Raw genomic sequence first — 21,813 nt, forward strand, 5'->3', positions numbered from 1 at the left:
AAAACGAAACGCACGACGGCGCGCAAGCGCGCCGCCTGCCGCCCTAGAGCATGCCGGTTTCGAGGCGCGCCGCCTCGGACATCATCGATTGCGTCCAAGGCGGATCGAACACGAGGTCGACGTCGGCCTCCGCGATGGTGGGAATCATTTCGAGCTTGGTGCGCACGTCGTCGACGAGGATCTCGCCCATGCCGCAGCCGGGCGCGGTGAGCGTCATGCGCACGCTGACCTTGCGCCGCCCGTCGTCGAGGCGTTCGAGGTCGCAGTCGTAGACGAGGCCGAGCTCGACGATGTTGATCGGTATTTCCGGGTCGAAACAGGTGCGCAGCTGCTGCCAGACGAGCTTCTCGACCTCGGCGTCGTCGGCGCCTTCGGCGAGTTCCAGCGCGGCCGGCGCCTCCTTGCCGAGCGCGTCCGCATCCGCGCCGCGGATGCGGAACAGGTTGCCGTCGACGTACACGGTGAAACTGCCACCGAGCGCCTGCGTGATGTAACCGACCTGCCCGGCGGGCAACGTCACCTCGTCGCCCTGCGGCACCATCACGGCGGCGCAGTCGCGCTCGAAACGAACCGGTTCGGAAGTCTGGCTGTAACCCATTGCGGCGGATCGGTGGCCCTGGCGGAACTGCACATTATGCCGTCTCGGGGGCGGCCTCGTGCGTTGCGATATCGGGGCTGCGATCCGTGCGTTCAACCGCCGGCCTCAGCGCGACGGGGCGAGGCCGGTCTCCTGCAGGCATTTGCCGAACAGCTTCATCGCGGCCTCGATGTCGGCCGGCGGCAGGCCGGCGTAGCCGAGCACGAGGCCCGGGCGCGGCGGCTGCTTGAGGCAGTACGGCGTGATCGTGTAGAGGCCGAGGCCGCGCGTGCGCGCGTGCGCGACGAGGCGCTCGCAGTCGGCGTGGCTCGCGCGCGTGAGCCACGCGGTGAGGTGCATGCCAGCATTGGAATCGACCACTTCGACCGCGTCGCCGGCATGGCGACGCAGGCCGCTCAGCATCGCGCTGCGGCGCGCGCGCAGCGCGACCGCGGCGCGACGCAGGTGCCGCTCGAAGCCGCCGTCGGCCATGAAGCGGGCCAGCGTCGCCTGTTCGAGCGCGTTGCAGCCGCGATCCTCGAGCCACTTCGTCGCCGAGAACGCTTCGCGCAGCGACGCGGGCACCACCATGTAACCGAGGCGCAGCGCCGGGAACAGCGCCTTGGAGAAGCTGCCGATGTAGATCACGCGGCCGTCGCGGTCGAGCGATTTCAGCGCCGCGAGCGGGCGCCCGCCGTAGCGGAACTCGCCGTCGTAGTCGTCCTCGATGAGCCAGGCATGGCGCTCGGTCGCCCAGTCGAGCAGGTCGACGCGACGCGACAGCGGCAGCAGCGCGCCGGTCGGGAACTGGTGCGAAGGCGTCACCACCGCGAGTCGCGCGCTCGACGGCAATGCAGCCGGCACGAGACCCTCGTTGTCGACGCGGCAACCACGTGCATGCGCACCGAACGCGGCGAACACCTGGCGCGCACCGCGATAGTGCGGATCCTCGAGCACGACCGTGTCGCCGGCTTCGAGCAGCACGCGCGCGGCGAGCGCGAAGGCCTGCTGCGTGCCGGACACGATGACGACGTCCTCCGGCGCGGCGGGCACGCCGCGGCGTCGCGCGAGGTAATCGCAGATCTGTTCGCGCAAGGCGAGCAGTCCCTGCGCATCCGGATAGTCGAACTCGACGTGCTCCGCCGCGCGGCTCACTTCGCGGCGCCAGACGCTGCCGAGCAACGGATTGGCCAGCGGCAGGCCGTACTGCAGGTCGTAGCGCAGGTCGCTGTGCTGGTGGCCGGGGATGCGCCGGCCGTCGGTGTTGGCGAGCGCGCGCCGCGCGAAGCTCGACAGCGGCGCGACGAGCGTATTCGCGCTGCGCTTCTGCGGGGTCGCACTGCCGACATTGGCGACGAAGCTGCCGGAGCCGACGCGACCGAGCAGGAAGCCTTCCGCCTGCAGCTGTTCGTAGGCGGCGAGCACGGTGTTGCGCGAGACGTCCAGTTCGCGCGCGAGCGCGCGGCTCGCCGGCAGGCGCGCCCCGGCGGCGAAGCGGCCGTCGAGGATCGCGCTCTTGAGTGCGCGGATGAGCTGCGCGTAGCGCGCGCCCTGGCCGTCGAGGTCGAGGTACACGATTGGCTCCGTTGATATCCGCGATTCCGGTACTGGAGGGTACCAATATCCAAGCCTAATGTTGAGTACCACGATGCGGCGGATGCGGACGGACGGGCAGCCCGCGCGCATCCCGCGACACCGCGAGCGCGCCGCGCTCGCGCAACCCTGACGGAGGATCGATGGACGTCCAGAGCGAAACCGTGCCGCGCGATGCGCGCCACCGCGTCGAGCGCACCAGGGCGCGCGCGCGCTACGACCGCGACACGGTTCACGCGATCCTCGACGCGGGCATGCTCGCGCACGTCGCATTCAGCGTCGGTGGCCAGCCGTTCGTGATCCCGATGCTCTATGCGCGCGACGGCAAGACGATCGTGCTGCACGGCTCGATCGCGAGCCGGCTCATGGACGAACTCGCCGACGGCGTGCCCGCCTGCATCGGCGTGACCCATCTCGACGGGCTCGTGCTCGCGCGCTCGCACTTCGACCATTCGGTCAACTACCGTTCGGTGGTCGTGTTCGGGCGCGCGCGCGCGGTGCTCGACGCGGACGAGAAGGCATCCGCGTTGTCGCGATTCGTCGACGCGCTGATCCCCGGGCGCGCGGCGGAGTCGCGCGCGGCCGACCGCACCGAACTCGCGGCGACGCAGGTGTTGCGGCTGGCGATCGAGGATGCGAGCGCGAAGATCCGCAGCGGCGGCGTGAAGGACAACCCGGCCGACCTCGCCCTGCCCTACTGGGCCGGTGTCGTGCCGATGCGCACGCGGTACGCCATGCCGCAGCCGGAAGCCGACCTCGCCGATGCCGCCCTGCCCGCGTCGGTACGCCGGCTGCTCGCCGCCGACGAGGCCGCGGCATGATCATCTATCGCGACGATGTGCGACTCCCGCTCGAACAGGCGCGCGATCTGTACCGCGCATCGACCCTCGGCGAACGCCGGCCGATCGACGACGATGCGCGCTTCGCGGCGATGCTCGCCCACGCGAACCTCACGATCACCGCGTGGGACGGCGACCTGCCCGTCGGCATCTCGCGTTGCGTGACCGACTTCGCCTGGACCACGTATCTCGCCGACCTCGCGGTGCGCGTCTCGCACCAGCGCCAGGGCATCGGCAAGGAACTCATGCGCCGGACGCAGGCGGCCGCGCCGCAGGCGAAGCTGCTGCTGCTCGCCGCGCCGGCTGCCGAGCGCTACTACCCGCACGTCGGCTTCAGCCATTTCCCGCAGGCGTGGATGCTGCGCGAAAACGAGTCCATCCCGTAGGGCAGGTCGAGCGAGAAGCGCGAGTCCCGCCAGTTGCGACGACCTCACGTCGTGGGCGAACGGCGGCCCGCGCTTCGCGCGCACCGCCTCGCGGCGTACGTGCAGGTCGACGCGCAAGGGCGGGTCGAGCGCGCATCGCGTGTCCCGCCACGCAGCCTTCGACGCCACGTCGAGTCCCGAACCACCGCGCAGTCGTCCCGAGCGGCTATCATCGCCGATTCCGCCCTCGTGCCGAACCCGCATGCCCGCCGAGCCGTCCCCCGCTTCCCGCCCGCGCGCAATCGGCATCGCGACCGCGATCATGTGCGCGCTCGCGGGCGGCGCGCTGTGGTGCCTGCTCTCGCTGTACAGCCGCGGCGATCTTGCCGGCCTGGCCTTCCTCGTCGCGCTGCCGGTCACATGGACGCTGCGCCGGCACGGCTACGCCGGACGCTGGTCGGGTGCACTCGTCGCCGCCGCGTGCGTCGCGCTTGCTGCGTTCTACTCGTTCTACCTGCAGGCGGTCGCACGGATCGCGGGCATGCTCGGCCTGCCGATGCGCGAGACGCTGCTGCGCATGGAACCCGGCATGGCGATCGACATCGCGCGCGCGAACACCGGCACGACCAGCATCGCGATCGTCGTGGCCGCGATCGTGTTCGCCGGCGCGTTCGTCAAGCGTCGCGCTTGACGCGACGAGTCGCATCGTTCAGCGCACGTCACCCGCCGCGACGCGTCGCAGCGCCTGCTCGAACACCGCGACCGGCTGGCCGCCGGACACCAGGTGGCGCTCGTTGAGGATCACCGCGGGCACGCCATGGATGCCGCGGTCGGTGAAGTACCGCTCCTGCGCGCGCACCGCGTCGGCGAACTCGTCCGAGGCGAGCACGGCGCGCGCACGCGCGCCGTCGAGTCCCGCCGCTGCGGCGATCGCGACGAGCACGTCGTGATCGGACACGTCGCGCGCGTCGCCGTGGTAGGCCTGCAGCAACGCGTGCTTGAGCGCGCGCTGCCCGGCCGCGCCGAGCGTGCCTGCCCAGTGCAGCAGGCGATGCGCGTCGAAGGTGTTGTAGATGCGTCCGCGCTCGCCGAACGTGAAACCGACGTCGGCACCGCGCGCGCGGATCGTGGCGCGGTTGCGCTCGAGCTGCTCACGCGTGAGCCCGTACTTGGCGACGAGGTGCGACGTCGCATCCTCGCCTTCGGCGGGCATGGCCGGGTTGAGCTCGAACGGCTGGAAGTGCAGCTCGACCTCGACTTCGCCATCGAGGCGCTCGAGCGCGCGTTCCAGCGAATTGAGGCCGACCGCGCACCATGGACAGACGACGTCGGAAACGAAATCGATGCGGATCGGTTGCTTGGCCATCGGGGAGATCCTGCGCACGGCGATCACGTGCAAATGCGGGCGCCCCCGAGCCGATCAAGTCGCTGCCCCCGCGCGAGCCGCGATCCCGTCACGCCGCGATCGTGTGGTCGACCAGTTGCTGCGCTTCGGCGAGGATTTCGCCGAGATGGGCCGCATCGCGGAAGCTTTCGCCGTATATCTTGTAGATGTCCTCGGTGCCCGATGGGCGCGCGGCGAACCAGCCGTGCTCGGCGATCACCTTGATGCCGCCGATCGGCGCGTCGTTGCCGGGCGCGTGGTCGAGCACGGCGACGATGCGCGAGCCAGCGAGCGTGCCGGCCGTGACCTCGGCGGGCGCGAGTTTCGCCAGACGCGCCTTCTGCTCCTTCGTCGCCGGCGCATCGACGCGGTCGGTGTACACGGCACCGAGTTCCTGCTCGAGACGCGCGTAGCATTGCCCGGGATCGCGCCCCTCGCGCGCGGTGATCTCGGCCGACAGCAACGCCGGCGCGATGCCGTCCTTGTCGGTGCTCCAGGCGCCACCGTCGCGGCGCAGGAACGATGCGCCCGCGCTCTCCTCGCCGCCGAAGCCGAGCGAACCGTCGCACAGGCCGTCGACGAACCATTTGAAGCCGACCGGCACTTCGTGCAGGCGCCGGCCGAGGCGCGTGGCGATGCGGTCGATCATCGCGCTGCAGACGATCGTCTTGCCGACCGCCGCGTCCGCGCGCCAGCCCTCGCGCGAGCGGAACAGGTAGTCGATCATGACCGCGAGGTAGTGGTTGGCCGGCATGAGGCCGACGCTGCGCGCGACGATGCCGTGGCGGTCATGGTCGGTGTCGCAGGCGAACGCGACATCGTAACGCTCGCGCAAGGCGAGCAGGCGCTGCATGGCCGGCGGCGACGACGGATCCATGCGCACGCGACCGTCCCAGTCGAGGCTCATGAACGCGAACGTCGGATCGACCTGCTCGCTGACGACGTCGAGCGCGATGCGCCAACGCTCGGCGATGCGCGGCCAGTAGTGCACGCCGGCGCCGCCGAGCGGGTCGACCGCGAGGCGCAGGTTCGCCGCGCGGATCTCGTCGAAGTCGATGAGCGCGCCGAGGCCGTCGACGTAGGCGCCGAGGAAATCGTGTTCGCGCGTCGTCGATGCGGCGCGCGCGCGCTCGATCGGCACGCGCTTCACGCCGCGCAAGCCCTCGGCGATCAGCGCGTTCGCGCGCTGCTGGATCGCGGCGGTCACGCCGGTATCCGCCGGGCCGCCGTTCGGCGGGTTGTACTTGAAGCCACCGTCTTCGGGAGGATTGTGCGACGGCGTGATGACGATGCCATCGGCGAGTCCGCTCGTGCGCCCGCGGTTCCAGGCGAGGATCGCGTGCGACAGCGCGGGCGTCGGCGTGTATTCGCCGCCCGCGGCGATGCGCACCTCGACGCCGTTGGCGGCGAGCACCTCGAGCGCGCTGTCCATCGCCGGCTTCGACAGCGCGTGCGTATCGATGCCGAGGAACAATGGACCACTGATGCCGGCCGTGGCACGGTGTTCGCAGATGGCCTGGGTGATCGCGAGCACGTGCGCTTCGTTGAAACTCGCCGCGAACGACGAACCGCGATGCCCCGAGGTGCCGAACGCGACGCGCTGCGCGGCGATCGACGGATCCGGGCGCTCGTCGTAGTAGGCGGCGACGAGGCGCTCGACGTCGACCGGCGGCACCGACGTCGCAGGCTTGCCCGCGAGCGGGCTCCTCGCCGCGCTCACGGCGTGCTCCCGCGCAGCCTGCGGTAGCGCCTGATCAATGCATTGGTCGAGCCGTCGTGGGCGAGCCGCGGCGTCTTCGGCGCAGCGAGTTCGGCGGCGATGCGCCTGGCGAGCACCTTGCCGAGTTCGACGCCCCACTGGTCGAACGAGTCGATGTCCCAGATCACCCCCTGCACGAACACGCTGTGCTCGTACAGCGCGACGAGCGCACCCAGCGTGCGGGGATCGAGACGGCGCGCGAGGATCGTGCTGCTCGATCGGTTGCCGTCGAAGGTCTTGTGCGGAACCAGCGCGGCGGGCACGCCTTCCGCGCGCAGTTCGGCGGCAGTCTTGCCGAATGCGAGCGCTTCGCCCTGCGCGAACAGGTTCGCCATGAGCAGGTCGTGCTGGTCGCCGAGCGGATTGGCGGTCTCGCAGAAGCCGATGAAGTCGCAGGCGACCGCGCGCGTGCCCTGGTGGATCAGTTGGTAGAACGAATGCTGCCCGTTGGTACCCGGCTCGCCCCAGACGATCGGGCAGGTGTCGACGCCGACGCGCGCACCGGCACGCGTGACATGCTTGCCGTTGCTCTCCATGGCGAGCTGCTGCAGGTAGGCGGGAAAGCGCTTGAGGTACTGTTCGTACGGCAGCACCGCGACGCTTTCCACGCCGAGGAAGTTCGTGTTCCAGATGCCGAGCAGCGCATGCAGCACGGGCAGGTTGCGCTCGAACGGCGCCTTGCGGAAATGCTCGTCCATCGCGCGGAAGCCGGCGAGCAGCTCGCCGAAATGCGCCGGCCCGATCGCCAGCATCGTCGACAGGCCGATCGCCGAATCCATCGAGTAGCGGCCGCCGACCCAGTCCCAGAAGCCGAACATGTTGGCCGTGTCGATGCCGAACTTCGCGACCTCGGCCGCGTTGGTCGATACCGCGACGAAGTGCTTCGCGACCGCGGCTTCGTCGCCGAGCGCGTCGAGGCACCAGCGCCGCGCTGCGTGCGCGTTGGCGAGCGTCTCCTGGGTCGTGAACGTCTTCGAACAGACGACGAACAGCGTCTGCGCGGGATCGAGGTCGCGCGTCGCCTCGGCGAAGTCGGTGCCATCGACGTTGGAGACGAAGCGCAGGTCCAGCTCGCGATCGGCGTAGGCGCGCAGCGCCTCGTACGCCATCACCGGGCCGAGATCGGAACCACCGATGCCGATGTTGACGACGTGGCGGATGCGCCCGCCGCGATGGCCTTTCCACTCACCGCTGCGCACGCGCTCGCAGAACGCGGCCATGCGCGCGAGCACGCCGTGCACGTCGGCGACGACGTTGCGCCCGTCGACGACGATGCGCTCGCGCCTGGATGCACGCAGCGCGACATGCAACACGGCGCGATCCTCGGTCGTGTTGATGCGCTCGCCGCGGAACATCGCCTCGGCGCGCTCGCGCACGCCGCAGGCTTGCGCGAGGCGCAGCAGCAGCTTCAGTGCCTGCGCGTCGACGCGCTGCTTGGCGTAGTCGAAGTAGAGGCCTGCCGCCTCGAGCGCGAAGCGTTCGCCCCGCCCGGTGTCGGCGGCGAACAGTTCGCGCAGGTGGCGGCGGCGCATCGTCGCCGCGTGGCGCTGCAGGGCCTTCCATTCCGGCCGCGCGGTCAAACGCGGCGTCTTCATCGTGCGATACGCCATCGCGTGAGCCTAGCAGAATGCGTCCATGAACCGGAGCGCAGGCGGTTCAACGTTCACCCCATGCGCTTCGCGTAGCCGTGCGTCACCGTGTAGTGCGGCCAAGGAAGGCCGCTTCCATGCCTTCACGGGCTCGTGCCATTCCGGGTTCAGGCAGTCGGACCGGCGGCGAAACACGACGTTTTCGCACTAGTGGCTGCCGCCGCCCTCGACCGCCTTGAGCTCGGCGATGAGCTGGTTCGCTGCTTCCTTGCCGTCGGCGTAGAGCATGCGCGTGTTGTCGGCGTAGAACAACGCGTTCTCGATGCCCGCGAAGCCGGTGCCCTTGCCGCGTTTGATCACGATCGTCTGCTTCGAGTCGACCACGTCGAGGATCGGCATGCCGTAGATGGGCGAGGACTTGTCCGTCTTCGCGGCCGGGTTCACCACGTCGTTCGCGCCGATCACGATCGCGACATCGCAGGTCTTGAACTCGGGATTGATGTCGTCCATGTCGGCGATCAGGTCGTACGGCACGCCCGCTTCGGCGAGCAGCACGTTCATGTGGCCGGGCATGCGGCCGGCCACCGGATGGATCGCGAACCTGACGTCCTTGCCGGCCTTGATCAACGCCTGCGAGAGTTCCCAGATCTTGTGCTGCGCCTGAGCGACGGCCATGCCGTAGCCGGGCACGATGATGACCTTCTCCGCCATGTACAGCAGCGAGGCCGCGTCGGCCGCCTCGATCGGCTTCTGCGCACCGGCGATCGCCTCGCCGCTGCCGCCACCGCCGAAGTTCGAGAACAGCACGTTGCTGATCGGCCGGTTCATCGCCTTGGCCATCAGCTGGGTCAGGAACGTGCCCGCCGCACCGACCACCATGCCGGCGACGATGAGCGCCTCGATGCCCATCGCATAGCCTTCGAACGCGACCGCGAGGCCGGTGAACGCGTTGTAGAGCGAGATCACGACCGGCATGTCGGCGCCACCGATCGGCAGCGTCATGAGAACGCCGAACGCGAGCGCGAGCGCGAAGAACACGATCACGAGATTCGCGTCGAGCTTCCACGCGACCAGCGCGAGGCCGGCGAGCACGGCCGCGGCGAACACGATGAAGTTGAGCGCCTGCTGGCCGCCGAAGCGGAACACCTTGTCCATGCGCCCGTCGAGCTTGGCCCAGGCGATGATCGAACCGGTCATCGAGATCGAGCCGATCAGGGCGCCGACGACCGCGAGCGCGAGCGTCGCGAGCGGCGGCACCGGCGCGCCGGGCTGCGAGAACTTGAGCAGCTCGCCCGCGCCGATCGCGGCGGCCGAGCCACCACCCATGCCGTTGAACAGCGCGACCATCTGCGGCATGTCGGTCATCGCGACCTTCTTGCCCCACAGCCAGGTCGGGATCACGCCGAGCGCGATGCCGCCGACGATCCAGCCGACGTTGTGCACGCCGGTGATCGCGAACGTCGCGAGCGTCGCCAGACCCATGCCGATGCCGGCCCATTTGATGCCCGCGCGCGCCGTCACCGGCGAGGACATGCGCTTGATGCCGAGGATGAACAGCGCCGCGGCGAGCAGGTAGGACGCCTTGGCGAAGTAGACCAGCAGTGTCTGCGTATCCATCAATGCTTCCCGGACGTGCGGCGGCGGTGGGATCGGAATGTCGGCGACATCACTTCTTGTCCTTGCTCGACTTGAACATCTCGAGCATGCGTTCGGTGACGACGTAGCCACCGGCGGCGTTGCCCGCGCCGAGCACGACGCCGATGAAGCCGATCGCGATCGCCAGCGGCGACTCGGCGTGGGCGAGCGCGATCATCGCGCCGACCAGCACGATGCCGTGCACGAAGTTCGACCCCGACATCAGCGGCGTGTGCAGGATCACCGGCACGCGGCCGATGATTTCCTTGCCGGTGAACGCGGCGAGCATGAAGATGTACAGCGCGAGAAATCCGTCAATCATTGCGTCACCTGCGCTGGAAAGCGAAAGATTGAAACACGGAGCACACAGAGCACACGGGAAAAGCTAAACGATCATGCGACGGATACCGTGCCGCAATACCTTTTCATTGAAGTTGATGAGCAATCCCTTGTGCAAGCCGGAGAGCCTGAGATACGTCAGCAACTGCGCGCCGTGCACCGGCATCAATGACTCCACCGACTTCAATTCCACGACGAGCTGCCGTTCCACCGGCAAGTCCATGCGAAATCCGCAATCAGGCCCGGTCTCCTAGTAACGAACAGGCACAGGCTTTTCCAATTCGTGTTCGCACCCCGCGGCCTGCAATTCGTAAGCGAGGCAGGTTCGATACACCGACCGTGTTTCAATCTTTCGCTTTCAGTCATCACCCACCAGCGCCTTGGCCGCCTCGTGGCGGATTTCGCCCGCGTGCGTCAGGCAGGTCTTGGCGATCAGTTCGTCGTTCCAGTCCAGCGTGAGAGCGCCGTCCTTGAGCGACAGCTCGAGGAAGTTGTAGAGGTTGCGGGCATACATCTCGCTCGCGTGCACGGGCGCGCTCGCCGGCAGGTTGGTCGTGCCGATGATGCTCACGCCGTTCGCGCTCTGCACGGTGCGGCCTGCCTCGGTGCCCTCGACGTTGCCTCCGGTTTCGGCGGCGATGTCGACGATCACCGCGCCCGCCTTCATGCCGGCGACCATCGCCGCCGAGATGATGCGCGGCGCCTTGCGCCCCGGCACCGCCGCGGTGGTGACGACGACGTCGAAGGCCTTGAGTTGTTCGGCGAGTGCGCGCTGCTGCTGTTCGCGCTCCTCGGCGGTGAGTTCGCGCGCGTAGCCGCCGCTGCCGGCGGCGCTGACGCCGAGGTCGAGGAACTTCGCGCCGAGCGACTCGATCTGTTCCTTCGTCTCCGGGCGCACGTCGAAGCCCTCGACCTGCGCCCCGAGGCGACGCGCGGTCGCGATCGCCTGCAGGCCCGCGACGCCGGCGCCGACGACGAGCACCTTGCTCGGGCGGATCGTGCCGGCCGCGGTGGTCAGCATCGGGAAGAACTTCGGCGCCGCCTCGGCGGCGATCAGCACTGCCTTGTAGCCGGCGACCGCAGCCTGCGAGGACAGCACGTCCATCGCCTGCGCGCGCGTCGTGCGTGGCAGCAGTTCCATCGCGAACGCGGTGATGCGGCGGTCGCGCAGCGCCTTCGTGCGCTCGGGCGCGAGGTGCGGCTGCAGGTGGGCGATGACGACCGCGCCTTCCTTGAGCGCGGCGATCTCGTCGAGTGAGGGCGGCTGCACGCGCAGCAGCACGTCGGCGAGGGCGAGCGCGGCGCGCGCGTCCGCGGCCGCCTCGCAACCGGCATAGGCGGCGTCGGCGAAGTACGCGCCCTGCCCCATGCCCGGTTCGATGACGATGTCGGCGCCGCGCGCCTTGAGCTTCTTCGCGACCTCGGGCGTCAATGCGACACGGCGTTCGCCCGGTACGGTTTCGCGCAGCGCGACAACGGTCGTCGGCATGACCATCCTCACCTATCGGTCGGAGCGCCGATCCTAGCCCAGATCGCGCGATGCTGGCGAGCCTCGCGCGCGGCTTGCGCAGCACGGCGCGCGTCCGCACTTCACCCGCTCCGGTCAGGCTATCCTTGCGTACTTCCGACATGACGACGGCATCCGCCTTGAATCTTCTCGACCTGCTCGACCAGCGCCGCTCCGTGCCCGCGCGCCAGCTCGGCGAACCCGGCCCCGACGCCGCCCAGCTCGAACACCTCCTGCAGGCAGCGATACGCGTGCCCGACCACGGCAAGCTCGTGCCGTGGCGCCTGCTCGCGATCCGCGGCGGAGCGCGTGCGCGCCTCGGCGAGCGCCTCGCCGCGATCCACGCGCAGACCGAGCCCGCGGTCGCGCCCAGCGCGCTCGAGAAGGACCACGAGCGCTTCAACGCCGCGCCGCTCGTCGTCGCGGTGATCGCGCGCATCGAAGCCGATCATCCGAAGATCCCCGCGCAGGAGCAGCTGCTGTCCGCCGGCTGCGTCGCCTACAACCTGCTGCTCGGCGCGCAGGCGCTCGGCTTCGGCGCGCAATGGCTGACCGGCTGGGCCGCCTACGACGGCGAGGTCGCGCGCGAGCTGGGCCTCGGCGCGAACGAGCGCATCATCGCCTTCGTGCACATCGGCACCGCGAAGGAGCCCGCGCCCGAGCGCGCGCGGCCGGCGCTCGCCGACGTCTGGTCGGAGTGGACCTGAGGCGATGGGCGACACCGTCCACCTCGTCGACGGCAGCCTGTACGTCTGTCGCGCCTGGTTCGCACAGGTGCCCGATGCGCACGACGCGGACGGCCATCCCGTGCACGCCGTGCACGGCTTCGCGCGCTTCCTGCTCGACCTGTTCGAACGCGCGAAGCCGACGCACGTCGCGGTCGCATTCGACGAATCGCTGAATACGTCGTTCCGCAACGCGCTGTATCCGGCCTACAAGGCGAACCGACCGGCTGCGCCGGCCGACCTCATGCGCCAGTTCGAGGGCTGCAAGGCGATCGCGCGCGCGCTCGGCGCGGCCGTGCTCAGCGACGACCAGTACGAAGCCGATGACCTCATCGGCAGCGCGCTCGCGCGCCTGCGCGAAGCCGGCTTCCGCGGAGTGATCGTTTCCGCCGACAAGGATTTCGGCCAGCTCATCGGCCACGCCGACGAACAGTGGGACCCGGCGCGCAACCAACGCTGGGACAGCGCCGGCGTGAAGTCGCGCCTCGGCGTGCATCCGCACCAGGTCGCCGACTACCTCGCCCTCACCGGCGACGCGGTCGACAACATTCCCGGCGTGCCCGGCATCGGCGCGAAGACCGCGGCGATCCTGCTGCATCATTTCGGCACGCTCGATGCGCTGCTGTCGCGTGCCGAAGAGGTCGCCTTCCTGCGCGCCCGCGGCGCCGCGGCCGCGGCGATGCGCCTGCGCGAGCATGCGGAGTTGGCACGCCTGTCGCGCGCGCTGACCGGCATCGCGCTCGATGCACCGGTGCCGGCGAGTGCCGACGACTACCGGCGCAAGCCGCTCGACGCCGCGATCGACGACCTGCTGGAACGGATGCGCTTCGGGCCGCTCACGCGCGCCCGCGTGCGGGCATTGCGCGAAGGCTGAGCCCGGACGGTACGGCGGGGTTTTTCGTTGGAACGGCGGGAGCCGCGATGCACGGCTCCTGCAGGAGCCCATCCTGCGGGCGAACGCGACGTCGCCGTGCACCGGGGCGTGGCGGTCGCCCACGGCGTGCGTTCCTGCCACAGGCGTCGTTCATTCCATCCCGCCGCGCGGGCTCCGGGCGGAAAGCGCGTCGCGCGCACCGCCCCCGCGTCAATTCCCCGTGACCGACTGCGAACCGCCTTCGACGTTCGAGAACTTGCCGCTGCCCGGCTTCGATTCGCTGATCACCGGCGGTTTGCCGGGCACGGCGGGCGCCAGAGGAGCGCCCTGGTCCCACGACGCCGCGAGGCTGCTGCGATAGATCTTCACCGCCTCGAGCTTGGACGCGTCGTTCGGGTTGCCGTACGAGTCGTAGCCACCGCGCTGGCTGTTGGCGATGAAATAGAAGCCGTCGCCATCGACGACGCCGACGGTCGGCACCTTGAACTCGGGCTTGCCCGAATCGAGGATGATCGCGCGCGTCACCGTGCGGCCATCGTCGTCGAGGCGCAGGCGGATCACGCGCTTGGGCACCATGCCACTCTGCACCGCGACGAGCGTGCCCTGGTACCAGGCGAGGCCATCGACGCCGCCGAGCGGCAGCTTCGACGGATCGTAGACCAGATCGAAGCCGGTGCCCGCGGCGAGGTCGACGCCGAACACGCCGAGGGCATAGTCGGCGAAATAGAGCTTGCGCCCGTCATCGCTGAGCGCGAGGCCACGCACGCTCGTGAGCTTGGGGTTGGCGACGGTCGGCTTGAGCGTGTCGCCGTCGACGCGGTAGATGATGTTGCGCAGGCCGTCGGCGACGAAGACGAGCCCGCCCTTGCCGGCCGCGATGCTCGACAGCGTGCGCGGCTTCGCATCCGGCGTCAGCAGGTACTTGGCGAGCAGCTTGCCGCTCGAAAGCTGGAACTTGAACACGCCAGCCTTGCCGAAGTCGGCCTGGTTGAAATCCTTGAAGTACACCGACGAGGTGCTCGCGACGTAGAGCGCATCGTCTTCCGGCACGGCCGCGAGCGCATACACGCTCCACAGGCCGTTTCCGGCATCCGGGCTGATGAAGTCGGAGAGTTTGCCGTCCTTGCCGAGCAACTGCACCTTGCCGTCGCGCACGCTGCCGACGAGCAGCTTGTCGCGCTTGGGATCGTAGGCGATCGCTTCGTAGAGATGGTCGCCGGCCGGCAGCGTCGCCGCGAGCTTGCCGTCGCCGGTCGGCTTGGCGGTCTCGGCGTAACGATCGAGGATGTAGGACCACACCTTCGTCGTCGTCACCTTGGCGAAATCCGGATCGTTGGCGATGTCGTAGGCGTAGCCCTGCTTCTGCATGTTGAGCAGCAGGTCATACGTCTTCGCCTTCTCGTCGCGCAGCGCGTAGGTCTTGGCCAGCGCGAACTTCGCTTCGCCGCTGTTCGGCAGCAGGAAGGAGAGGCGCTGCAGCGTCCACTCGAGGTGCTCGAGGTCGCCCTTCTCCTTGTAGATCGCCGCGAGGCGCAGCAGCGGGGCGGGACTCGTCGTCTTGTCGATGTCGGCCTTCGTCAACGCCGACGGGTCGAGGCCGCGCGGGGCAGCCGCCGGCTCCTGCGCCAGGGCCCAGCCCGCCGCGAAGGCGAGGGTGAATGCGCATAGAATGCGGCGCTTGATCATCGTGTCTACCTCGAGGGGACGGGCGGACACAGACCGCCAACGCCCTGATAAGTTTCAGGAAAGCCGCCTACAATGACCGAAACGGAAACCCTTTGCAATGGAAAGTGGCTGCGCCTCAAGCGCCGCGGCCGCTGGGAATACGCCGAGCGCACGAATCCGGGCGGCGGGGTCATGATCATCGCGGTAACCCCGGAGGACCGCATCCTGTTCGTCGAACAGTATCGCCCGGCGATCGAATGCATGACGATCGAGATGCCCGCCGGCCTCGTCGGCGACGTCGCCGGCAACGCCGACGAGAGCGCGGTCGACGCGGCCCACCGCGAACTCGTCGAGGAAACCGGCTACCGCGCCGGCCGCATCGACTTCCTCATGGCCGGACCGACCTCGGCCGGCATGAGCAACGAGATCCTCGCCTTCGTCCACGCCCGCGACCTCGTCCGCGTCGAACAGGGCGGCGGCGACGAAACCGAAGACATCACCGTGCACGAAGTCCCGCGCCGCGACGCGGCCACGTGGCTCGTCGAAAAGATCAACGCCGGCTACTCGATCGACCCCAAGATGTTCGCCGGCCTGTACATGCTCGACCACGCAGCACTGTTCGCACGCTGACTGCGACGCGTCGAGCGCAAGAGAGCCGCCGCAGGGATTGGAACGCGAAGAGACGAAGGACACGAAGAAGAGCTGATGGCAAAGAGCCCGGAACACGGGACACCGGGAAGGCAAGCCGGGGAAAGGCTCTTGTAAAAGCTGTTCCTCCGTGTTTCAGCCTTCTCCAGCTTTTCCCCTGATCCTGCTTTCCTTCGCGTCCTTCGCGTTTCAGGCTCTTCCTTTCCTGCTTTCAAGCTTTCGCTTCTTCCTCGAATCAGCGGATCGAAGTGAAGGCGAGCCACTGCCAGAGGATCAGGATGGCCATCGCGGCCATGATGCCCCAGGTGAGCGTGGTGCCGGTGACGCGGCCGATGCGCGAGAAGGACGGGATCGACATGCCGAGGGCATGCAGCACGCGGCCGGCGAGCAGTATGCAGCCGCAGGCGTGCAGCCAGGGCGGCGCGGTCTGGTTCCATTCGAGCAGGCCGAGCAGGAGCAGCGCGAGCGGCAGGTTCTCGATCGCGTTGGCGTGCGCGCGGATGCGCAGGAACATGTCCGCGTCGCCGCCGTCGCCGGTGTAGATGTTCTTGCCGTGGCGGCCGATCGACGTTCGCAGCGCGAGCACCAGCACGAGCAGGGTCGCGAGCGCGGCGTAGATTCCGGTGATATGCATGGTCGTCCCCTGGTGTGATGCGCCTACGGTACACGCGCGCCACCGGCTCGTCACATCGGCGAAGCGGCCCGGGCTGGACGACGGCGCCGACGCATGCGGCTTCGATGATGCGCGCGGCGCTCGCGCCCGGGATCAGCGCTTGATCGCGTGCAGCCGGCCGTCGCGCTGCACGCCGCTCACGTTGCGCGTCCCGGCCGGCACGATGCGGTACGCGACGCGCAGGTCGCCCGCGGCGGGTTTGCCCGGATCGCCCGTGCACAGCGCGCCGTCGCAGTCGCGGAACGTCGCGGCGAGGTTCGGCGGCAGGCGTGCGGCCGTCACCGGGTACGGCTGCGCCGGCGCGCCGGTGGCGGCGAGATCCGCATCGATCGCGTACGCACCGAGGCGCACTTCGCCCGCGGCAAACGCTTCGCTCGAGAACGGGAACGGCACGTCGTTGCGGTGGCCCGCGTCCCGGAATGCGTGCGAATCGATGCGGCGCGGCGACCATTCGAGCGCATAGCGGCAGTCGGAACCGGCGCAGTGCTCCTGCCATTGCAGCATTTGCACCTCGCGCAGGAGCATGACCGCGTCCGCCTGGATCGACAGCTCGCCGTCACGCGCGGGGCGCGCGACCTGCAGGCGGCCGCTGAGCTCGACTTCGCGTCCCTCGTTGCGCGCATCGACGCGGTCGATGTTCGTGGGCACCACGGGCGCCGGCGCCGTCGAGGGCGCGTGCGGGCGATGACGCAACCACCACGCCGTCGCGATGCCGACCGCGATCACCACGACGGCGACCAGCACCGCCGGCCTACCGCGGGAACGGCGCCCGCGCCGCGCCATCAGGCCGCCTCGCCGACGAGTTCGGCGACTTCGCCGCGCGTGCCGAAGCGGCCCTTGTCGTCTCGCGTGACGTGCGCGCAGGCGCAGCCGACGTCGTGGGTGAAGAACAGGCGCACGTCGCGCGCGAGCTTGTCCTCGAGGAACGCGCGCTTCTCGTCGATGAGCAGTTCGGGGTAGCGGTCGTAGCCCATCGTGATCGGCAGGTGTACCCATGGCCGCCCGGGAATGAGGTCGGCGCAGAACACGATGCCACCGCCCGACGTCGCGATCTCGGACAGCATGAGGCCGGGCGTATGCCCGTTCGAGTACGTGAAGCGCACCTGCATGCCGAGGGTGAGCGAATGCGTGCCCTGCACGCGCTCGAGCCGGCCCGAGGCTTCGAGCAGCGGTTGCAGTTCGGGAATGAACGACGCGCGGTCGCGCGGATGCGGATGCGTCGCGCGCTGCCAGCACTCCTCGCCGACGATGTAGGTCGCGTTCGGGAACAGGAGGCCCGGCGCCTCGCCTTCCTCCCAAGGCGTGAGCAGGCCGCCCGCGTGGTCGAAATGCAGGTGCGAGACGACGACGGCGTCGATGTCCTCGTGCGAGAACCCGGCTGCGCGCAGCGAATCGAGCAGCACGTGGCGATCCTCGACCACGCCGAAGCGTTCACGCAGCTTAGGTTCGAAGAATGCGCCGATTCCGGTCTCGAACAGCACGGTCTTGCCATTGAGACCTTCGACCAGCAATGCGCGACACGCGAGCGGGATGCGGTTGTCCACGTCCGGCGTGATCCAGTGTTCCCACATCGCGCGCGGCACGTTGCCGAACATCGCGCCACCGTCGAGTTTCTGCGAGTTGCCGAGGATGGACCAGAGTTTCATTGCGGATGTCCGTTCGTTTCGTTGGCGGCGTTGCTTCCGTGGGGAGCGGCGGAAGCCGCGATGACCCTTGAGTCGAGGGCTCGGGGCTCGGGACTGAAAAGCATCGCGGCTGGAGCCGCTCGCGTTACCTGACGATGCCGCTGCCGGAATCACCGCGCGGATCGGAGCCTGCGTGCATCTCGCCGGTGTTGCGGTTCCAGCTCACGACGTTCATGAAACCGAACGGCCACGTGCTCGCGGCGACGTTGATGGTGTGGCCCATCGCCTCGAGCGCGGCCTTCTCGGCCGGCGTGAACGCACCCGCTTCCGCCTCGATCACGTCGGGCATGTACTGGTGGTGGAAGCGGCGCCGAGCGACGATCTTCTCGGGCGTCTCGCCCTCGACGAACGCGAGGATGCCCTCGAGCACCATCGTGATGATGTAGCTGCCGCCCGGCGTGCCGATCACGCCGATGCGGTCCTTGCCGACGATGAAGCTCGGCGTCATCGACGACAGCGGGCGGCTGCCCGGCTTGGGCGCGTTGTTGTCGTTGCCGAGCAGGCCGTAGGCATTCGGCTTGCCGGCGACGAGCGCGAAATCGTCCATTTCGTTGTTGAGCACGAAGCCGGTGCCGGCGACGACGAACTTCGAGCCGAGCGTGGTATTCACAGTCTGCGTGCCGGAGACGAGGTTGCCGTCGCGGTCGATGATCGAGAAGTGCGAGGTGTGCATGCTCTCCGTCGGTGCCATGTAGCCGGGCAGCATGTCGCTCGGCGTCGCGCGGTCCGGGTGGATCGATGCGCGCAAGCCGGCCGCATAAAGCGGATGGGTGAGTTCGGCCACCGGCATCTGCACGAAATCGGGATCGCCGAGGTACTCGGCGCGGTCGCGGAAGGCGCGACGCATCGCCTCGACCTCGAGATGCACGCGGTGCGCGCGATCCAGCTTGGCCAGGTCGTAGCCGCCGAGGATGTTGAGCATCTCGGCGAGCGCGATGCCGCCTGACGACGGCGGCGGCGCCGTCACGATGTGCCAGTCGCGGTATTCGAATGCGATCGGCTTGCGCTCCTTGGCCTCGTAGTTGGCGAGGTCGTCGAGCGTCCAGCGGCCACCCGCGGCGCGCACGCCGTCGACGAGGCGCTGGGCGATCTCGCCGCGATAGAAGCCGTCGTTGCCGTCGCGCGCGATCGCTTCGAGCACGCGCGCCAGATCCGGCAGGCGCAGGGTCCAGCCCTGTTTCGGCACCGCGCCACCATCCAGGTAGAGCGCGGCCGATGCGGGCCAGCGCAGGAGGTTGTCGCGCTGGCGCGCGATCGCCCGGAGCGCGCGCGGATCGGGCTGGAAGCCTTCGCGGGCGATGCGGATCGCCGGTGCGAGCGACTTCGACAACGGTAGCTTGCCGTATCGGCTGGCCAATGCGACGAGCGCGGCAGGCTCGCCCGGGATCGCGGCCGACAGCGGCCCGTTCAGCGCATGGTCGCGATCGGGCTGCCCCTTGGCATCGAGATAGTCCTTCGGATCGACCGCGGCCGGCGCGGTCTCGCGCCCGTCGAGCATGACTTCCTTGCCGTCCGACGCGCGCCGCAGCAGGAACAGGCCGCCGCCGCCGATGCCCGAACTCTGCGGCTCGACGACCGACAGGGTCGAGGCGACCGCGACCGCGGCATCGAACGCATTGCCGCCCATGTCGAGCGCCTCGAACCCCGCCTGGGTCGCGAGCACGTGCGCGCTCGCGATCGCCGCCTGGCTCGGCTTGTCCGTCGCCGATGCGCCGGCGGCCGCGAAGGCGACGAAGGCGGCGAGGACGATCTGCTTCCAACGATGATTCATGACGGGGCTCCTCGCGCGGGTTTTCGATTCTGCGTCATTCCGGCGGTCGCGGGCAAAGAGGCACGACGGCAACGCGCGCATGGCGTGCGCCGCCGCGCTGCACGATGGCGGGACGATGTGGCGCGCCGGGCGCGATTCAACCCGTGAGGCGCGCGTACTTCGCGAGCAACGCGTCAGGCGACTCCGGATGCTCCGGGTCAGGGATGATGCACTCGACCGGGCAGACGATCACGCACTGCGGCTCGTCGTGATGGCCGACGCATTCGGTGCACAGGTCCGGCGCGATTTCGTAATACTCGCGGCCGAGGCTGATCGCCTTGTTCGGACAGACCGGCTCGCAGACGTCGCAATTGACGCACTGGTCCGTGATCTTGAGTGACATGCGGGAAGCGGGGCGAGGCGCGGTGAACCGGCAACCGTGGCGGTTGCCGGTCCTTCCGGTCGGCTGCCGTCCGTTACTTGGCTTCGACGAAGCGCACGTCCGCGCCGGTCGGGTCGAGCGCGAGCTTGACCGCCGCGCCTTCCGCGGTCGCGCCGACGAACAGCACGACGACGTCCTTGAACGAACCCGGCGTCGCGTCCTTGAACGCGTCGATGATGAGGGCCGAGGTCAGCTTCGAGTCCGGACCGCCGAACGCCATCATGTTACCCGGCAGCACGCCGCGCGAAACGACCGTGCGCACGTTCTCGAGCTGGTTGTTGCGATCGGCGACCGAGGCCTCGTCGTCGCCGGCCGGCACGAAATACATGTACGGATGATTGCTCTTGACGCCCTGCATGTTGGCCGTCACGACCGCGACCAGGTACTGCTTCCACGCGTTCTTGTCGGTCGGATTGGCCGGCATCGGCGGGATCGCGGGCTTCTGCTCGGCGGCCGGAACGGCGACCTGCTCGCCGCCCGGACTGCACGCACCGAGCGACAGCGTCGCGGCGACGGCGAGGGCTACGATCGGGAGAATCTTGCGCATGGTGGTGTTACCTCGTGGTTGTCGAATTCAGATAGCGCGTGCGCAGCGCCTGTTGCACGACCGGATGGACGAATCCGGAGACATCGCCGCCGAGCCGCGCGATTTCGCGCACCAGCGAGGACGAGATGAAACTGTATTGCTCCGCGGGCGTGAGGAACAGCGTTTCCGCGGCGGGAATCAGATGCCGGTTCATGCTCGCGAGCTGGAACTCGTATTCGAAGTCCGAGACCGCGCGCAGGCCGCGCAGGATCACCCCGGCGCCGATCTCCTCGACGAAATCGGCGAGCAGCGACGAAAAACCGCGCACTTCGACGTTCGGCAGCCCGGCGAGCGCGGTGCGCGCGAGGTCGATGCGCGTCGCGAGGTCGAACGCCGGCCCCTTGGTGGAGCTGTCGGCCACCGCGACGACGAGGCGGTCGAACAGCGGCGCGGCACGGCTGGCGAGGTCGATGTGGCCGTTCGTGATCGGATCGAACGTGCCCGGATACACCGCGATGCGCGCGCGCTGCTGCGTGGTTGGCATGGGCCGTCCCTGCGAAAATGGCCGTTAGCTTAGCGGAACCGCCACGGAGCGGCGATAGAGCGCATGGCGCACCGCGCCCGCGAAGCCTTCGCGGTGTGGCGCCCATGCCGGCGGCAGCTCGAAGCGCGCGTCGCGGGGCGACTCGACGTAGGCGAAGCCGCCGTCGGCGAGCCAGCCACGGCTTTCCAGTGCCGCCGCCGCGCCCGTCCAGAGGTTCGCGTCGAAGGGCGGGTCGAGGAAGACGAGGTCGTACGGTCGCGCCGGCCCGGCGAGCCAGCCGGCCGCGTCGGCGTTGACGACTTCGCCGCCCTCGACGTGCAGCCGCGCGAGATTGTCGGCGAGCGCGCGCGCGAGCTCGCGGTCGCGCTCGACGAAGGTGCAGGCGCCCGCTCCGCGCGACAGCGCCTCGATGCCGAGCGCGCCGGTGCCTGCGTAGAGGTCGAGGCAGCGCATGCCCGGCAGGTACGGCATGAGCCAGTTGAACAGCGTCTCGCGCACGCGATCGGGCGTCGGGCGCAGGCCTTCGCGCACGGGCACGGCGAGGCGCGAGCCGCGCAGGCGGCCGGCGACGATGCGCACGGCGCCGGCGCTCGGCCTCGCGCCCGCGGGTCTGGCTGGGGGTTTGCGCAGCGGCACGATGTCGTCGGCGCCCGGGTGTTAGCATTGTCGATCCGCATTTTCGCCCAATTTCCCT

At 69.2% G+C, this 21,813-nt stretch carries 24 protein-coding genes; 6 read left to right on the forward strand and 18 right to left on the reverse strand.

From position 1 onward, the window contains the following. Positions 1–43: 43 nt before the first annotated feature. A complete protein-coding gene (gene sufT / locus EV148_RS04480; RefSeq protein WP_131994179.1) occupies positions 44–598 on the reverse strand; it encodes a putative Fe-S cluster assembly protein SufT in 555 nt (184 codons plus the stop codon). A 105-nt stretch (positions 599–703) separates the two neighbouring features. Beyond that, positions 704–2,152: a MocR-like pyridoxine biosynthesis transcription factor PdxR gene (pdxR, locus tag EV148_RS04485; RefSeq protein ID WP_131994182.1), complete on the reverse strand. Its 1,449-nt coding sequence runs from the start codon at positions 2,150–2,152 to the stop codon at positions 704–706. Between the two features lie 161 nt (positions 2,153–2,313). Between pdxR and EV148_RS04490 the strand changes: the two genes are divergently transcribed. From EV148_RS04490 to EV148_RS04500, 3 genes are all read left to right on the forward strand, one after another. After that, entirely contained in the window at positions 2,314–2,991 is a 678-nt protein-coding gene (locus EV148_RS04490) for a pyridoxamine 5'-phosphate oxidase family protein (RefSeq protein ID WP_131994185.1), read from the forward strand. Beyond that, the gene (locus EV148_RS04495; protein ID WP_131994188.1) at positions 2,988–3,395 is read left to right on the forward strand and encodes a GNAT family N-acetyltransferase; all 408 of its coding nucleotides are present in this window, start codon (positions 2,988–2,990) and stop codon (positions 3,393–3,395) included. The genes EV148_RS04490 and EV148_RS04495 overlap by 4 nt, the downstream gene beginning before the upstream one ends. A gap of 241 nt (positions 3,396–3,636) precedes the next feature. Further along, complete coding sequence (locus tag EV148_RS04500) at positions 3,637–4,065, forward strand: hypothetical protein (protein WP_131994191.1); 429 nt, start codon at positions 3,637–3,639, stop codon at positions 4,063–4,065. An 18-nt stretch (positions 4,066–4,083) separates the two neighbouring features. Here EV148_RS04500 and EV148_RS04505 read toward each other — a convergent pair whose 3' ends face one another. The 7 genes from EV148_RS04505 to EV148_RS04535 all read right to left on the reverse strand — a co-directional run bounded on the left by EV148_RS04505 (position 4,084) and on the right by EV148_RS04535 (position 11,569). Then, entirely contained in the window at positions 4,084–4,740 is a 657-nt protein-coding gene (locus EV148_RS04505; protein ID WP_131994194.1) for a DsbA family oxidoreductase, read from the reverse strand. Between the two features lie 88 nt (positions 4,741–4,828). Next, positions 4,829–6,478, reverse strand: a complete 1,650-nt coding sequence (gene pgm / locus EV148_RS04510) for a phosphoglucomutase (alpha-D-glucose-1,6-bisphosphate-dependent) (protein ID WP_131994199.1) — start codon at positions 6,476–6,478, stop codon at positions 4,829–4,831. After that, positions 6,475–8,112 carry a glucose-6-phosphate isomerase gene (gene pgi / locus EV148_RS04515; protein ID WP_131995444.1) on the reverse strand — a complete coding sequence of 546 codons (1,638 nt, stop codon included), beginning with the start codon at positions 8,110–8,112 and terminating at the stop codon, positions 6,475–6,477. Before pgi ends, pgm begins: the two co-directional genes overlap by 4 nt. Positions 8,113–8,313: 201 nt before the next feature. Continuing rightward, positions 8,314–9,723, reverse strand: a complete 1,410-nt coding sequence (locus EV148_RS04520; protein WP_131994202.1) for an NAD(P)(+) transhydrogenase (Re/Si-specific) subunit beta — start codon at positions 9,721–9,723, stop codon at positions 8,314–8,316. Positions 9,724–9,772: 49 nt separating this feature from the next. Then, on the reverse strand, positions 9,773–10,063 hold the full coding sequence (locus EV148_RS04525; protein ID WP_131994205.1) for an NAD(P) transhydrogenase subunit alpha part 2: 291 nt from the start codon (positions 10,061–10,063) through the stop codon (positions 9,773–9,775). Positions 10,064–10,126: 63 nt separating this feature from the next. Next, positions 10,127–10,303, reverse strand: coding sequence for a GxxExxY protein (locus EV148_RS04530; protein ID WP_131994208.1), 177 nt, complete (start codon positions 10,301–10,303; stop codon positions 10,127–10,129). A gap of 135 nt (positions 10,304–10,438) precedes the next feature. Beyond that, complete coding sequence (locus EV148_RS04535; RefSeq protein WP_131994211.1) at positions 10,439–11,569, reverse strand: NAD(P) transhydrogenase subunit alpha; 1,131 nt, start codon at positions 11,567–11,569, stop codon at positions 10,439–10,441. Positions 11,570–11,709: 140 nt separating this feature from the next. Here EV148_RS04535 and EV148_RS04540 point away from each other — a divergent pair, with 140 nt between their 5' ends. Together EV148_RS04540 and EV148_RS04545 are read left to right on the forward strand one after the other, a co-directional pair. Further along, positions 11,710–12,294: a nitroreductase family protein gene (locus tag EV148_RS04540; protein ID WP_131994214.1), complete on the forward strand. Its 585-nt coding sequence runs from the start codon at positions 11,710–11,712 to the stop codon at positions 12,292–12,294. A gap of 4 nt (positions 12,295–12,298) precedes the next feature. Further along, positions 12,299–13,186 carry a 5'-3' exonuclease gene (locus tag EV148_RS04545; RefSeq protein ID WP_131994217.1) on the forward strand — a complete coding sequence of 296 codons (888 nt, stop codon included), beginning with the start codon at positions 12,299–12,301 and terminating at the stop codon, positions 13,184–13,186. A gap of 210 nt (positions 13,187–13,396) precedes the next feature. On the opposite strand, the gene EV148_RS04550 is transcribed toward EV148_RS04545, so the two are convergent. Next, complete coding sequence (locus EV148_RS04550; RefSeq protein ID WP_131994220.1) at positions 13,397–14,872, reverse strand: SMP-30/gluconolactonase/LRE family protein; 1,476 nt, start codon at positions 14,870–14,872, stop codon at positions 13,397–13,399. 72 nt (positions 14,873–14,944) lie between these two features. Here EV148_RS04550 and EV148_RS04555 point away from each other — a divergent pair, with 72 nt between their 5' ends. Continuing rightward, positions 14,945–15,481: an NUDIX hydrolase gene (locus EV148_RS04555; protein ID WP_131994223.1), complete on the forward strand. Its 537-nt coding sequence runs from the start codon at positions 14,945–14,947 to the stop codon at positions 15,479–15,481. A 253-nt stretch (positions 15,482–15,734) separates the two neighbouring features. Here EV148_RS04555 and EV148_RS04560 read toward each other — a convergent pair whose 3' ends face one another. The 8 genes from EV148_RS04560 to rsmD all read right to left on the reverse strand — a co-directional run bounded on the left by EV148_RS04560 (position 15,735) and on the right by rsmD (position 21,758). Next, the gene (locus EV148_RS04560; RefSeq protein ID WP_131994226.1) at positions 15,735–16,133 is read right to left on the reverse strand and encodes an MAPEG family protein; all 399 of its coding nucleotides are present in this window, start codon (positions 16,131–16,133) and stop codon (positions 15,735–15,737) included. A gap of 132 nt (positions 16,134–16,265) precedes the next feature. Further along, positions 16,266–16,916, reverse strand: coding sequence for a TMEM43 family protein (locus EV148_RS04565; RefSeq protein WP_158287318.1), 651 nt, complete (start codon positions 16,914–16,916; stop codon positions 16,266–16,268). Positions 16,917–16,954: 38 nt separating this feature from the next. Next, a complete protein-coding gene (locus EV148_RS04570) occupies positions 16,955–17,818 on the reverse strand; it encodes an MBL fold metallo-hydrolase (protein ID WP_131994232.1) in 864 nt (287 codons plus the stop codon). Positions 17,819–17,942: 124 nt separating this feature from the next. Further along, positions 17,943–19,628, reverse strand: coding sequence for a gamma-glutamyltransferase (ggt, locus tag EV148_RS04575; RefSeq protein ID WP_131994235.1), 1,686 nt, complete (start codon positions 19,626–19,628; stop codon positions 17,943–17,945). A gap of 136 nt (positions 19,629–19,764) precedes the next feature. Further along, entirely contained in the window at positions 19,765–20,010 is a 246-nt protein-coding gene (locus EV148_RS04580) for a YfhL family 4Fe-4S dicluster ferredoxin (RefSeq protein ID WP_131994238.1), read from the reverse strand. A gap of 73 nt (positions 20,011–20,083) precedes the next feature. Continuing rightward, positions 20,084–20,596, reverse strand: a complete 513-nt coding sequence (locus EV148_RS04585) for a hypothetical protein (protein WP_131994241.1) — start codon at positions 20,594–20,596, stop codon at positions 20,084–20,086. Between the two features lie 7 nt (positions 20,597–20,603). Further along, positions 20,604–21,119, reverse strand: coding sequence for a pantetheine-phosphate adenylyltransferase (coaD, locus tag EV148_RS04590; RefSeq protein ID WP_131994244.1), 516 nt, complete (start codon positions 21,117–21,119; stop codon positions 20,604–20,606). Between the two features lie 24 nt (positions 21,120–21,143). After that, on the reverse strand, positions 21,144–21,758 hold the full coding sequence (rsmD, locus tag EV148_RS04595) for a 16S rRNA (guanine(966)-N(2))-methyltransferase RsmD (protein WP_199222725.1): 615 nt from the start codon (positions 21,756–21,758) through the stop codon (positions 21,144–21,146). Positions 21,759–21,813 lie beyond the last annotated feature (55 nt).

This window comes from Dokdonella fugitiva (assembly GCF_004342425.1).
Taxonomy (GTDB): domain Bacteria; phylum Pseudomonadota; class Gammaproteobacteria; order Xanthomonadales; family Rhodanobacteraceae; genus Dokdonella_A; species Dokdonella_A fugitiva.

Excerpts from the sequence above, each read along its gene's own strand:
- sufT (WP_131994179.1), bottom strand. The coding sequence starts at position 598 with ATGGGTTACAGCCAGACTTCCGAACCGGTTCGTTTCGAGCGCGACTGC.
- pgi (WP_131995444.1), bottom strand. The coding sequence starts at position 8,112 with ATGAAGACGCCGCGTTTGACCGCGCGGCCGGAATGGAAGGCCCTGCAG.
- EV148_RS04495 (WP_131994188.1), top strand. The coding sequence starts at position 2,988 with ATGATCATCTATCGCGACGATGTGCGACTCCCGCTCGAACAGGCGCGC.
- EV148_RS04525 (WP_131994205.1), bottom strand. The coding sequence starts at position 10,063 with ATGATTGACGGATTTCTCGCGCTGTACATCTTCATGCTCGCCGCGTTC.
- EV148_RS04505 (WP_131994194.1), bottom strand. The coding sequence starts at position 4,740 with ATGGCCAAGCAACCGATCCGCATCGATTTCGTTTCCGACGTCGTCTGT.
- EV148_RS04580 (WP_131994238.1), bottom strand. The coding sequence starts at position 20,010 with ATGTCACTCAAGATCACGGACCAGTGCGTCAATTGCGACGTCTGCGAG.
- EV148_RS04585 (WP_131994241.1), bottom strand. The coding sequence starts at position 20,596 with ATGCGCAAGATTCTCCCGATCGTAGCCCTCGCCGTCGCCGCGACGCTG.
- coaD (WP_131994244.1), bottom strand. The coding sequence starts at position 21,119 with ATGCCAACCACGCAGCAGCGCGCGCGCATCGCGGTGTATCCGGGCACG.
- EV148_RS04500 (WP_131994191.1), top strand. The coding sequence starts at position 3,637 with ATGCCCGCCGAGCCGTCCCCCGCTTCCCGCCCGCGCGCAATCGGCATC.
- EV148_RS04520 (WP_131994202.1), bottom strand. The coding sequence starts at position 9,723 with ATGGATACGCAGACACTGCTGGTCTACTTCGCCAAGGCGTCCTACCTG.
- EV148_RS04490 (WP_131994185.1), top strand. The coding sequence starts at position 2,314 with ATGGACGTCCAGAGCGAAACCGTGCCGCGCGATGCGCGCCACCGCGTC.
- ggt (WP_131994235.1), bottom strand. The coding sequence starts at position 19,628 with ATGAATCATCGTTGGAAGCAGATCGTCCTCGCCGCCTTCGTCGCCTTC.
- EV148_RS04560 (WP_131994226.1), bottom strand. The coding sequence starts at position 16,133 with ATGCATATCACCGGAATCTACGCCGCGCTCGCGACCCTGCTCGTGCTG.
- EV148_RS04535 (WP_131994211.1), bottom strand. The coding sequence starts at position 11,569 with ATGCCGACGACCGTTGTCGCGCTGCGCGAAACCGTACCGGGCGAACGC.
- EV148_RS04540 (WP_131994214.1), top strand. The coding sequence starts at position 11,710 with ATGACGACGGCATCCGCCTTGAATCTTCTCGACCTGCTCGACCAGCGC.
- EV148_RS04530 (WP_131994208.1), bottom strand. The coding sequence starts at position 10,303 with ATGGACTTGCCGGTGGAACGGCAGCTCGTCGTGGAATTGAAGTCGGTG.
- EV148_RS04550 (WP_131994220.1), bottom strand. The coding sequence starts at position 14,872 with ATGATCAAGCGCCGCATTCTATGCGCATTCACCCTCGCCTTCGCGGCG.
- EV148_RS04545 (WP_131994217.1), top strand. The coding sequence starts at position 12,299 with ATGGGCGACACCGTCCACCTCGTCGACGGCAGCCTGTACGTCTGTCGC.
- EV148_RS04570 (WP_131994232.1), bottom strand. The coding sequence starts at position 17,818 with ATGAAACTCTGGTCCATCCTCGGCAACTCGCAGAAACTCGACGGTGGC.
- EV148_RS04555 (WP_131994223.1), top strand. The coding sequence starts at position 14,945 with ATGACCGAAACGGAAACCCTTTGCAATGGAAAGTGGCTGCGCCTCAAG.